This is a genomic window from Marinithermofilum abyssi, assembly GCF_014641195.1.
Lineage (GTDB): Bacteria > Bacillota > Bacilli > Thermoactinomycetales > DSM-45169 > Marinithermofilum > Marinithermofilum abyssi.
Genome location: NZ_BMHQ01000013.1, coordinates 53,137 through 64,960, shown reverse-complemented (window position 1 = coordinate 64,960; position 11,824 = coordinate 53,137). Strand labels below are relative to the sequence as shown.

Here is an 11,824-nt window from a genome sequence, read left to right as displayed (position 1 = left end):
TTGCACCCTTCAAGTAGACACAGGTGGATCTTACTTGAAGGGTGTTTTTTCATATGCTCATTTGGCTTCTATTTCTTACGGAGGAACCTTTGTCGATACCGTCCTGGTCAATAGGGGCAAGGTGATGATCCCGACTTCCGTCTATTTTTTACAAAAAGACCTCAAACCCGGTGGAACCCTTCGAATTATAGGGTGTAAACTTTTTCCGAATACAAGGAGGAATTTGCAGGTGATTAAACGGTTGATGGCTGTTGTCGGGATCTTAAGCATGTTGGGTGTGTTGCTGTTCACTTTCTATCTGGCCGGTCCAACTGCCGTATCTGCCGCTTCATGCCCCACCACCGGCCAGGATTCTGCCCCCCGCCACCTGTTCGGCGACAAGGATCAGTGGAAAGAAGCTCCTTCGGACTACACTTTTTGCAAGAAGAGCAGTTCCCGCACGATTACCGTCTATTTCCTCTCCGACAACCAAAAGTATCCGAACGAACGGGTCACATTCTATCTGCAACGGAAGATCAACGGCAAATGGACCCATGTCGCCCACTTCGGCACAAGAAAGAATGCCCAAGACGAAAGTGTCTTCACACTTAAAAACGAGTACGGCGGTAAGCCATTGCAAAACAATGTGGCCTACCGTTGGGTATATGTCGACCAGGGTCCTCACGATTCCATCGTGTTCAGCCAAGTACGGTAAAGGATACGTCAAAAGTCGCTGCTCGGGCAAAAGAGTTCTTCAGCACATTTCGAGAAACTTTGTCAGCAGCCTCTTCGGCCCAACAATGGTTGGGCCGTGTTTTCTTCCTCGGGTTCACACTCCTTCTTCCTCTTCTTCCACCGGCACGCCATAAGTTTCCCGTTCTCGCACAAGACGAACCCACCGGAAAAAGATCACTCCAAGCACACACCCGTAGATCCCTTCCTGCAGGATTTTCATCACCACGCCGCCCAATTGCTGATCGTCCAAAGGGTCCAACAACGGAATCAGTTGCACGCCGGAATACGAAGCAAACAACAGCTGATCCGCAAAAATGATCAAGGCGCATGCGGGGGTCAGCAGTACTCCCGCCGCACAGATATATGCCATTTTCCGTAAAGGGGTTAACCGATCCTGCTCTGGCAGCGGACAAAACACCGGCCACCACATGGCAAATGCCGCTGCCGTCAAAACGGTGTGGGAAGCCACGTGAAGCATGCGATTCCCCATCAGTGTGTCAAAAATGAACGGCACATGATAAAAGGAGAACAATCCGTTGAACACCAGGAGCGCTACCAAGGGATGCGTAAAAAAGGAAACGGCTTGTTTTACAGGGCGCCGCCGGAAAACGGCACGGACCCATCCCGCGGGCAGTCCGGACAGCACCAACGGCGGCACCGCCAGGAACAACACCGATTGCTGCAGCATATGGACACTGAACAACTCATGCCCGATAAAGGACAGCGGGCTGCCCACAGCCAGATAAAACAATAACAGACCCAGCAGCAAGGCCGCTTTTTTTCTGGAAGAGACGGCTTCCTCCGTTTGACCGGGCTGTGGCAGCCGCGTACGGATGAGATAAATAGCCCCCAGCAGGACCAAGCCCGCATTCAGCCACAGATTCCACATTCCGGGCTCGGCAAACTGACGCAGGATGGCATCCATTTTCTACTCTCCTTTCTACAAGAGGTGCCTGCAAAATTTCTTTCGCTCCTAAGCCATCATCCCCATCAGATATACCACCGTAAAAATGAACACCCAGACCACATCGACGAAGTGCCAGTACAAGCTGGCCACGTAATATTTGGGCGCTGTATGGACGGTAATCCCTCTGGTTCCCGCTTGCATGATCAATCCGGTGATCCAGAAAACGCCGAACAATACGTGACTGCCGTGGGTTCCCACCAACAGATAAAAGGAAGAACCAAAGGCACTGCTGGTAATGGTATGTCCTTCATGGACATACTCGTAAAACTCATAGGCTTCCAACCCCAAAAAAGCAAAGCCGAGTAACACTGTGATTAGAAACCATGTCCGCATTTTCTGGACGTTATTTTCGTGCATGCCCATAATTGCCAACACACTGGTTAAGCTGCTGGTCAACAGGATCAGGGTCGCCGCCGCCACCATCGGCATTTGAAACAGCTCATGTGGACGGGGGCCGCCGAGGTGTTGTTCCTTTAACGCCAAGTACGTACCAAACATTGTGGCGAACAGGACGGTTTCTGCTCCGAGAAACAGCCAGAAACCGAGAATCTTATTCTTTCCTTCCAGGGTAGCCTTTTCCGGTTCGGAGGGGATCCCCCCAGCAACCGTCGCGGTTTTGCTTTCGATGTTCATGGGTTAAACCCCCTTCGTCTGCAACTCTTCGGGCTGAATATGATACCCGTGGTCCTCCTCAAAGGAGCGGATAAACAGAGTGACCACTACGAGAACCAATCCCAGAACCCCTACTTGAATTGATTGAAACACGAATCCGAATCCGGAGATAAAAAAGCCCAGCGACATCAGAAACGGCAGATGATTGGGGTTCGGCATATGAATCGGCCCCAGCGGTTCAGCGGGCTGCATTTCGCCGTTCCCGGCAGACTTTTCCACCCAAAGCGGGTCTAAGCCGCGCACTCTAGGCAGCTGGGCAAAGTTATACTCCGGCGGCGGTGAGGAAACCGTCCATTCCAGTGTGCGGCCATCCCAGGGATCCGACCCTGCCTTTTCTCCTTTGGTGAAAGACCAGATGACGTTATACAGGAAGAAAAAGAGGCTGATCGTCATCAAAATAGCCCCGATACTGGATAACAGGTTCCCTAATTCGAGGTCATAACCGGGCATCCAGGTATAAACCCGCCGCGGCATGCCGTAAAGCCCCAGCCAATGCTGCGGAAAAAAGGTAAGGTGAAACCCGATGTAAAAGGGCCAGAAATGCCATTTCCCCAGCTGTTCGCTCAACATCCGGCCAAACATCTTGGGCCACCAATAATAAATCCCGGCAAAGGATCCCAGAATAGTCCCCCCGATCAACACATAGTGAAAGTGTGCCACCACAAAATAACTGTCATGGAACTGGAAGTTGGCCGGCACCACCGCCAGCATCACTCCTGTCACACCTCCCATCACAAACACGACTAAGAACCCGTTGGCAAACAACATCGGTGTTGAAAAACGGATCCGTCCGCCCCACATCGTAAAAATCCAGTTAAACACCTTAATCCCGGTAGGAACCGCAATCGCCATGGTGGCGATGGCAAAAATGGTATTGGCTACAGGTCCCAAACCGACGGTAAACATATGGTGGACCCAGACCATAAAACCCAAAAAGCCGATAGCCACCAGAGCGAAGACCATCGAGGTGTAACCGAACAGCCGCTTTCGTGAAAAGGTGCTGAATACGTCAGAAAACACACCAAAAGCGGGCAGCACGAGGATATATACTTCCGGGTGGCCGAAAATCCAGAAGATGTGCTGCCAGATGGTTACGTTGCCTCCGCCGGCCACTGCAAAGAAGTGGGTGCCGAAGAGCCGATCGAACATCATCATGAACAGTCCGGCGGTCAATGGCGGAAAGGTGAACAAAATCAAGGCCGACGCCACAAAGGCTGACCAGGTGAATAAGGGCATGCGCAAATAGGTCATCCCCGGTGTACGCATGTTGATAATGGTGACCAGGAAGTTGATCCCGCTCATCAAGGTCCCGATCCCGGTAATCTGCAAACCCATCACATAATAATTGACACCCGGCCCGGGACTGTATTCCGGCAGGGCCAGCGTAGCGTAGTTGGTCCATCCGGCATCCGGCGCCCCCCCGAACAGCCAGCTCAGGTTCAGAAGCAGTCCGCCGGCAAAATAAAGCCAGAATCCCAAGGCATTCAAAAAGGGAAAAGCTACGTCCCGTGCCCCGATTTGCAATGGGACGACCACGTTCATCAGTCCGAAAAGCAACGGCAGCGAGACGAGAAAAATCATGGTCGTACCGTGCATGGACAACAATTGGTTGTAAATATCCCCCGAAATAAAGTCGTTATTGGGAAACATCAGCTGCAAACGCATCAGCAATGCTTCCAAGCCGCCGATCAGAAAGAACAGACCGCCGGCTGTCACGTACATAATCCCGATTTTTTTGTGGTCGACGGTCGTGATCCATCCCCACAACCAGGATTCACGTGCCCGTTCCAAGTATCGTCGGTTATACCCGCCGGTAAAGATGGCAGCCAAAAAAAGGACGAAAACCAACAGAATGATGAGTGTCCCCACCCTATTCCCTCCTTGCGTTCGTTGTCAGTGACGAGTTCACTTCAAACCGCTTAGATATTCCGTCAGCGCTTTCCGCTGCTTCTCTGTCAGATGATCAAATGCCGGCATGTGGTTCCCGGGCTTGATTCTCTGTGGATTGGTTATCCAACGGGACAGGTCTTCCTTGGTGTTGTTGACCACTCCCGCCAAACGTGTCCGGTAGCTTAAACCCGTCAACTCCGGTCCGGTTTGGCCGAGCACTTTATATCCCGCTCCCTGAATGGCGTGACAACCCATGCAGTTTTGGGCAAACAACTTTTTCCCTTCTGCTGCCGTGTCATTGTCCGGTTGGGAATCCGGCTTTTTCAACCGGTTGACCCAGGCTTCAAAGTCTTCCGGCTGCTGGACAATCACTCGGAAATTCATTAACGCGTGGCCGGCACCGCACAACTCGGTGCACCTTCCTTCATAGATGCCCGGCTTGTCCGCCTGTAGTACCAACCGGTTGATCCGCCCAGGACTCAGGTCCTGTTTCCCCCCCAGGCTCGGTACCCAAAAAGCGTGAATCACATCATGGGATGTCATGATGAACTCCACTTTTTTTCCTGCCGGAATATGAACTTCGTTGGCGGTTTCAAAGCCATAATCGGGATACTCAAATGCCCACCAATACTGGTAGCCCGTCACATTGACCCGCATCGACTCCGCCGGTTCCGGTTTTTTATTTAGTTGGAATGTAGTGGATACCGTGGGTATTCCCAGGATTACCAGCAACAAAATGGGGATGATGGTCCACAACAACTCCAGCTTTTTGCTGCCCTCTACTTGCTCAGGGATTTCCTTTTTCTGGCCCGGACGCTCCCGAAAACGAACAACGGCATAAATGTAGAGGACAGAAACCACAATCACCACGAGGGTCATGATCACCAAACTGAGCCGAATCAGGTCCATTTGGCTGTCCCCTACCGGACCCGCCGGCTTCAACACGGATATATTGCGGTTGCCGCACCCTGTGACAGCTGAAACCCCGGACAACAGGACCGCCGCGCGGATTAGGCCTTTCCTTTTCATGCTTCAACCTCGCCTTCGATCTAAATTCAAGTGGCAAAAGCCATCATTGCACTTAATAAAACCGTTAAGTACACCAGGGAATACCGAAACATCTTCCGTGTCCACCCGGGATCTTCCGGACCCCATAGTCCCCGGGCACTCCACCACCCATACAGGATCCCCAGACCGATAGCAATCCAGGCATAAGCATCCGTTACCTCTCCCATGGTGTGCAGCATCAGAGAAACGGGAAGCAGCAATGAGACGAAGAAGAAGATATGACGCCGTGTGACACGGCTTCCTTTTTGAACAGGCAGCATGGGGATGCCGGCATTGGCGTAATCCCGTTGCCTTATCATCGCCAGGGCATAAAAGTGTGGCGGTTGCCACAAAAAGAGCAGGAAGAACAAAACGATGGCAGGAGCGTCCAAGGAACCGGCTGCTGCCGTCCATCCGATCACCGGTGGAACTGCACCGGAAATCCCGCCGACTACGGTGTTCCATATGCTGACCCGTTTCAACCACATGCTGTACACGACGAGATAGAAAACGGCCCCCACTCCAGCCAAGCCGGCAGAAAGGGGATTGACCGCGAAAAAGAGCCATACCAATCCAGCTGCCAGCAACAGCGTGCCGAACCCGACAGCCGTTTGCACCGACAGGCTTCCACGGGGAATCGGACGGTGGCGGGTGCGTTCCATCAGCGGATCGATATCCCGATCCACCGCATGGTTCAGCGCACAACTCCCGGCAATCACCCATCCGGCACCCAGACAAACCTCCAACATTCCGCCCCAAGACAGAAAACCTTCAGAACCCAACCGGAAACCCGCGATGACCGCCAATAAGTTGGAGAAGGTGATTCCCGGTTTGGTCAAACAAAGAAGATCTCGAAACAGTGGTCTACCCCTTTGACTCTCGCGGTTGACGACCCAAAACGGAGTCACAAACGGTCGGTTCACATCCTCGCTCCCTTTCCTGTTTCCAGTTGGTTTACATAATGGAAAACACGCCCATCCCCGATCCTCTTTATCTTTCCAATTGGGTTCCAAAATATGTGAATGATACGGAATGACCTTTTTTGTCCAAAAGAAAAACCGGGTGTGTCCATCACCCAGTTTCGTCAGTGCAGTACTGTTGAATACGCTCCTTTATCAAGGCGGGTCGAATCCGCTGCAACAAAATATCTTCCAGTGTCGGTTGATCCAGCACACAAGCGACGGTATCCCGAACCATCGCCCACAGGGCTGGATACGGCATCCCTATTCCAAAGGACAAGTCTCATAAGCCGTCATACTGACTCAGCTCATCGGGGCCAAAGGTCCCTCCATATCCCGAATCACCTGACCGATCACGATTTCATCGGGCTTCATCCGCAGTTGATACCCGCCATGCATGCCCCGTTTACTTTTGACAAACCCTTTGGCCTTCAGCTGCAACAGGATTTCTAAATAATGAGCCGGAACATGAATACGTTCTGCCATGGAGGAGATGGGAATAACCTCATCCAGCCGACTCCCCAGAAAAATCAAGGCTCTCAGCGCATACTCCCCTTTGCTGGATACCTTTACCCTTCGCCTCTTTGTTTCCCGCGATGAATCCAGAGAGCATATACGAAGCTTGCGGCCCATACCAGCCCGATCCCGGCGTATATCCAAGGCCAAAACGGAGTGACAGCGGGAATGGATTTGACCAATATTTGCGTATTGGTAAACAGGATTAATCCCCCCACCATCACCCCCAAAAGATGGGAAGGAATGATATGCACCAGCCACGCTGCGATCGGAGCCGCAACAATCCCTCCGATCATAAGGGCGATCACCCAGGGCCAGATGACGGCATCCCAACCGAGAGAGATGAAAAAGCCCAGAGTAGCCGCTGTGGCAATCGCGAATTCACAAGTATCCACAGAGCCGATCACTTTGCGTGTTTCCATCCCGTCTTTCGCCAGAAGCACCGGAGTGGTCAACGGTCCCCAGCCTCCTCCGCCGGTGGAATCGGCAAAACCAGCCACAAACCCCAGAGGCAGCAGCCACCGTCCCGCCTTTTGCTGCCGTGGTTGCTTTTGTTTTTTCTCCCAAAACAAAAACCGGGAAAGAACATACGCGCCTAAACAAAACAAAAATGCAGCCACATAGGGTTTCACCAGCTGTCCCGGCAAGCGACTGAGAAAACACGCACCCAGGAATGCCCCTACCGTCCCCGGAATCATCAATCCTTTGACCAATCCCCGGTCAATATTGCCCCATTTCATGTGGGAGATTCCTGAAGCTGCAGTCGTAACCACTTCTGCCAAGTGGACAGAAGCCGAAGCAAAGGCTGGTGCAACCCCAAATGCCAATAATAAGGATGTGGACGTCACTCCATATGCCATCCCTAATGAACCATCAATCAATTGAGCGGAAAATCCAATAATTGCTAAAACAATGAGTTTTTTCACCCGGATTGTCCTCCCCGCAAGTTGTAAGCGCTCCGACTTTTTTCCAAACAATGTTTACCATCTTCAGTTCATTAGTCGGGATTGGAACGCTTCACCATCCTATGCAGAGCAAAAGATTTGGGTTCGTGTGGATTTATTGGTGCATTCGACTGATTTCCCGGGAAATGTCCCCATCGGGTTAATGATCTGGCGGATCGGCATAGGAAGGCATAAAAAAATCCCGCTCTAACCGGGATGAGATGGCTGATAATCTTTTATTCCAACAGCAAACGCTTCTGCTCGTTCTCTCTTTTCGACGTCACAAAAGTCAACCTTTCCGCTCTAGCGTTTTTCACTGACTGTGCTCCGCCGTACGCAGAAACTCTTCCTGTTCTTTTTTGTCTTCCTCCCGCTGTTTGCGAACCCACTGGAAAAAAGTATACCCCAACACACTGCCATAAGCGACCTCCTGGACGATCTTCATGATAACTGCTCCCAACTGTTGATCATCCAAGGGGTCCAAAAACGCAAAGATTTGAGGTGCTTGGGCAAACGTATCAAACATCAGGGTGTCGGCAAAAGCAATCAACGCACAAGCCGGGGTCAGCAACACTCCATCGGCGAAGATATAGGCCATCTTTTGCAAATAAGACAGCCGGTCTGCTTCCGGCACCGGACACACGATCGGCCACCACATCAAACAGGACGCAATGGTCAATAGGACATGGGAAACGGTCATCCACAAATGGCTGGCCATAATCGCGTCAAATACAAGCGGAATATGGTACACAGAAAACAAGCCGTTAAAAATCAGAAGAGTGATCAACGGATGGGTGAAAAACCGCAACCCATGCAGCTTTGGGAGGAGCGGGCGAAGGAACCAGGACGGCAAACCGTACAAAAGCAACGGCGGCACCAGCAAGTATTCCAATGCCATCTCCGTCATATGTGCACTAAACAAAAGATGGCCGTACGCGGCTATGGGTCCTTTCGCCGCGTAATATATGACCAGACCGAGGAGAAACACGACCTTCTTTTGCATCGGCACTCGTTCCGCTCCAGTGAAATACCGGCTGCCGGAACCGGTAAGGAACAAATACCCTGCCGCGATCACCAGGGTGAACAAGATGACGCCCGGGCTCAACAAAGTCCATACATCCGGCAATCCATTTCCCGCAGCATGATCCGTATGATGATGCATGCTTCCTCCTCCTTTCTATTCCCCGATACAAGAGATCCCCCCGCCACCGAAGGCAACGAGGGGATCCCATCAAACTAAAATCATCAATGCCACGGCGGAAATGACGCCGATAAAAATCCCGCTGGCCATAAAAGCGACGGGAAAGCCGCTCCCTTTTTGGTTCAGGTGCATAAAGGTGTACAACTGGACCACGACCTGCACTGCTGCCAGGGTCAAAAGCAGCGGCACCAGCAAATGAGAAGGTACCAGGTTGGTTGCCACCGCTGCAAAAGCGATGGCAGTCAACACAATCATCACAGCGAAAGAGGTGACATGTTTCCAAGCACTTTCCTGAGATGTCTGCACCGCCGTTTGGTTTTTGGTTTGTTCCGCGTTTGCTTTCATCTTACCCGACCTTCCCCATGAGATAAACTACAGTGAAAATAAACACCCATACCACGTCCACAAAGTGCCAGTACAAACTGGCTACATAAAACTTGGGTGCCATATCCAGGTTCAAACCTCGTTTGGCGGCTTGCACCATCAGAGTGGTAATCCAGACCGTCCCGAACAGGACGTGAGATCCGTGAGTTCCCACCAGCGCATAGAAGGCGGAACCAAAGGCACTGCTGGTAAAGGTATGGCCCTCATGAACATAGTGTACAAACTCGTAAATCTCCAAGCCGAGAAATGCGAGGCCCAACAACACGGTAACTCCGAACCAGAACTGCATTCGACCCAAGTGGTTCCGCTTCATTTCCAACACAGCCAGCACGCTGGTCAAACTGCTGGTCAACAGGATGATCGTGGCGGCGGCCACCAACGGGATCTCAAAGAGATCCTGGGTGGTGGGACCGCCGAGGTGCGAATTTTTCAATGCCAGGTAGGTTCCGAAGAGACAGGCAAACAATACGGTTTCCGCACCGAGGAATAACCAAAACCCGAGCACCTTGTTTTTTCCTTCGAAAGTCGCTTTCTCGGGATGGGCGGGCAAACCGGTGGTCGCAGTTGCGTGATTTCCAGCACCCATGATGCCTACGCCCCTTTCTCCGCTTCTTTGATTTGGTCGACTTCAATGTGATATCCGTGATCCTGCTCAAAGGAGCGGGTAAACATGAGCAAGAACACCATAACCAGGCCGAGAACACCCACTTCAATGGTCCGGAAAATAAATCCGAGTCCGGAGACAAAGAATCCGAGAGACATCAGAATCGGACGATAGGAGGAAGAAGGCATATGAATCGGTTGCAAAGGTTCTGCCGGCTCCAATTCTTTGTTGCCCGCCATTTTTTCCATCCACCAAGCGTCCAGCCCGCGTACTTTCGGCAACTGCGCAAAGTTGTACTCCGGAGTCGGGCACGGAATCGCCCATTCCAAAGTACGGCCGTCCCAGGGATCCCTTTCTGCGGATGCAGCTGTTGCCGACTTGCGGGAGTATACCACATTATAGAGGAAAACCAGCGTCGCAACTCCCATCATAACCGCGCCTACCGTGCTGACCTGGTTGATCCAGGTAAGGCCGTCTGCCGCCTGGTAAGTAAATACCCGGCGCGGCATACCGTAAAGACCCAGCCAGTGCTGGATCAGGAACGTCAGATGGAATCCGATAAAGAACAGCCAAAAATGCACGTTCCCCAGTCTTTCGTTCAGCTTATGACCAAACATTCGCGGCCACCAGTAGTACACCCCGGCCAATACGCCGAATACGGTACCGCCGATCAAAACATAGTGGAAGTGAGCAACTACGAAATAACTATCGTGATACTGATAGTCCGCCGGCGGAGATGCCAGCATCACCCCGGTCACCCCGCCCATCACGAAGGTGGGGATAAAGCCCACGGCAAACTTCATTGCAGTGGTAAACTGCAGACGGCCGCCCCACATGGTAAACAGCCAGTTGAAAATTTTGATTCCGGTCGGAACGGCAATCGACATCGTGGCAACGGCGAAGATCGCGTTGGCCACCGGACCCATGCCAACAGTAAACATATGGTGCGCCCAAACCATGAAGCCGAGGAAACCGATCAATATCGTGGCGAACACCATCGAGTTGTAACCGAACAGACGCTTCTTGGAGAAGGTGCTGATCACTTCGGATATAATTCCGAAAGCCGGCAAAATCACAATATACACTTCGGGATGGCCAAAAATCCAGAACAAGTGCTGCCAGATCAACGAATTTCCGCCCATGGCGGCATCGAAGAAATGGGAACCGAAAATCCGGTCAAACATGATCAGGAGCAATCCCACTGTCAACGGCGGAAAGGCAAACAAAATTAACGCCGAAGTGACAAAAGTGGTCCAGGTGAACAGCGGCAACCGCAAGAAGGTCATACCCGGTGCCCGCATATTGATGATCGTGACCAGGAAGTTGATCCCCCCGATCAACGTACCGATCCCGGAAATTTGAAGACCCAAGACATAATAGTCTACGCCGGGGCCCGGGCTAAATTGGTTTGAAGCGATGGGCACATAAGAAGTCCACCCGGCATCTGCAGCGCCGCCGAAGAGCCAGCCCAAGTTGAGCATGATGCCCCCGCCGAGAAAGAGCCAGAAGCTCAAAGCGTTCAGGAACGGGAACGCTACGTCACGAGCCCCGATCTGAAGCGGTACGGCTACGTTCATAAACCCGATCAACAGCGGCATGGCCACGAAGAAAATCATGGTGGTTCCATGCATCGTCAACAACTGGTTAAACGTGTCTCCCACTATAAAGTCATTGTTGGGATAAAAAAGCTGGACGCGAATCAATAACGCTTCCAAACCGCCGATCAGGAAGAAAAAACCGCCGGCGCCGAGATACATGATACCGATCTTTTTATGGTCCACCGTGGTCAGCCAGTCCCACATGTTGCTGCCCTGTACCCGTTGAAGAAACTTCTTGTTGTACCCCCCGGTCAGGATCGCAGTGAGGAACAAGACAAGGACCAGGATACTAACGATCGTTCCCAAGATGTTCCCTCCTCCTGTCTTT

Annotated in this window: 13 protein-coding genes; 1 reads left to right on the top strand and 12 read right to left on the bottom strand. The window is 52.0% G+C overall.

Annotated features, from left to right (window positions below; genetic code table 11):
- Nucleotides 1-229: 229 nt before the first annotated feature.
- Nucleotides 230-694, top strand: coding sequence for a hypothetical protein (locus IEW70_RS15580; protein WP_188648842.1), 465 nt, complete (start codon nt 230-232; stop codon nt 692-694).
- A 114-nt stretch (nt 695-808) separates the two neighbouring features.
- Here IEW70_RS15580 and IEW70_RS15575 read toward each other — a convergent pair whose 3' ends face one another.
- From IEW70_RS15575 to ctaD (IEW70_RS15525), 12 genes are all read right to left on the bottom strand, one after another.
- Nucleotides 809-1,639: a cytochrome c oxidase assembly protein gene (locus tag IEW70_RS15575; protein WP_188648841.1), complete on the bottom strand. Its 831-nt coding sequence runs from the start codon at nt 1,637-1,639 to the stop codon at nt 809-811.
- A gap of 48 nt (nt 1,640-1,687) precedes the next feature.
- The gene (locus IEW70_RS15570) at nt 1,688-2,314 is read right to left on the bottom strand and encodes a cytochrome (ubi)quinol oxidase subunit III (RefSeq protein WP_188648840.1); all 627 of its coding nucleotides are present in this window, start codon (nt 2,312-2,314) and stop codon (nt 1,688-1,690) included.
- Between the two features lie 3 nt (nt 2,315-2,317).
- The gene (ctaD, locus tag IEW70_RS15565; protein ID WP_373285983.1) at nt 2,318-4,174 is read right to left on the bottom strand and encodes a cytochrome c oxidase subunit I; all 1,857 of its coding nucleotides are present in this window, start codon (nt 4,172-4,174) and stop codon (nt 2,318-2,320) included.
- 84 nt (nt 4,175-4,258) lie between these two features.
- The gene (coxB, locus tag IEW70_RS15560) at nt 4,259-5,272 is read right to left on the bottom strand and encodes a cytochrome c oxidase subunit II (protein WP_188648838.1); all 1,014 of its coding nucleotides are present in this window, start codon (nt 5,270-5,272) and stop codon (nt 4,259-4,261) included.
- Nucleotides 5,273-5,298: 26 nt separating this feature from the next.
- Entirely contained in the window at nt 5,299-6,213 is a 915-nt protein-coding gene (cyoE, locus tag IEW70_RS15555; protein WP_188648837.1) for a heme o synthase, read from the bottom strand.
- A gap of 148 nt (nt 6,214-6,361) precedes the next feature.
- Nucleotides 6,362-6,529 (bottom strand): hypothetical protein, encoded by a 168-nt coding sequence (locus IEW70_RS18300; protein ID WP_308423178.1) that lies wholly within the window; start codon nt 6,527-6,529, stop codon nt 6,362-6,364.
- A gap of 23 nt (nt 6,530-6,552) precedes the next feature.
- Nucleotides 6,553-6,783 carry an RrF2 family transcriptional regulator gene (locus tag IEW70_RS18295; RefSeq protein ID WP_308423177.1) on the bottom strand — a complete coding sequence of 77 codons (231 nt, stop codon included), beginning with the start codon at nt 6,781-6,783 and terminating at the stop codon, nt 6,553-6,555.
- A gap of 35 nt (nt 6,784-6,818) precedes the next feature.
- The gene (locus IEW70_RS15545; RefSeq protein WP_188648836.1) at nt 6,819-7,691 is read right to left on the bottom strand and encodes a sulfite exporter TauE/SafE family protein; all 873 of its coding nucleotides are present in this window, start codon (nt 7,689-7,691) and stop codon (nt 6,819-6,821) included.
- A 331-nt stretch (nt 7,692-8,022) separates the two neighbouring features.
- Complete coding sequence (locus tag IEW70_RS15540) at nt 8,023-8,871, bottom strand: cytochrome c oxidase assembly protein (RefSeq protein ID WP_188648835.1); 849 nt, start codon at nt 8,869-8,871, stop codon at nt 8,023-8,025.
- A gap of 69 nt (nt 8,872-8,940) precedes the next feature.
- On the bottom strand, nt 8,941-9,255 hold the full coding sequence (locus IEW70_RS15535) for a cytochrome C oxidase subunit IV family protein (RefSeq protein WP_188648834.1): 315 nt from the start codon (nt 9,253-9,255) through the stop codon (nt 8,941-8,943).
- A 1-nt stretch (nt 9,256) separates the two neighbouring features.
- Nucleotides 9,257-9,880: a cytochrome (ubi)quinol oxidase subunit III gene (locus IEW70_RS15530; RefSeq protein ID WP_188648833.1), complete on the bottom strand. Its 624-nt coding sequence runs from the start codon at nt 9,878-9,880 to the stop codon at nt 9,257-9,259.
- Nucleotides 9,881-9,885: 5 nt separating this feature from the next.
- A complete protein-coding gene (gene ctaD / locus IEW70_RS15525) occupies nt 9,886-11,700 on the bottom strand; it encodes a cytochrome c oxidase subunit I (protein WP_188648874.1) in 1,815 nt (604 codons plus the stop codon).
- Nucleotides 11,701-11,824: the final 124 nt, after the last annotated feature.

What these genes read in the sequence shown, in the direction of transcription:
- coxB (WP_188648838.1), bottom strand. Translation starts at nt 5,272, where the DNA reads ATGAAAAGGAAAGGCCTAATCCGCGCGGCGGTCCTGTTGTCCGGGGTT.
- IEW70_RS15575 (WP_188648841.1), bottom strand. Translation starts at nt 1,639, where the DNA reads ATGGATGCCATCCTGCGTCAGTTTGCCGAGCCCGGAATGTGGAATCTG.
- IEW70_RS15540 (WP_188648835.1), bottom strand. Translation starts at nt 8,871, where the DNA reads ATGCATCATCATACGGATCATGCTGCGGGAAATGGATTGCCGGATGTA.
- IEW70_RS15570 (WP_188648840.1), bottom strand. Translation starts at nt 2,314, where the DNA reads ATGAACATCGAAAGCAAAACCGCGACGGTTGCTGGGGGGATCCCCTCC.
- IEW70_RS15530 (WP_188648833.1), bottom strand. Translation starts at nt 9,880, where the DNA reads ATGGGTGCTGGAAATCACGCAACTGCGACCACCGGTTTGCCCGCCCAT.
- ctaD (WP_188648874.1), bottom strand. Translation starts at nt 11,700, where the DNA reads ATGTGGGACTGGCTGACCACGGTGGACCATAAAAAGATCGGTATCATG.
- IEW70_RS15535 (WP_188648834.1), bottom strand. Translation starts at nt 9,255, where the DNA reads ATGAAAGCAAACGCGGAACAAACCAAAAACCAAACGGCGGTGCAGACA.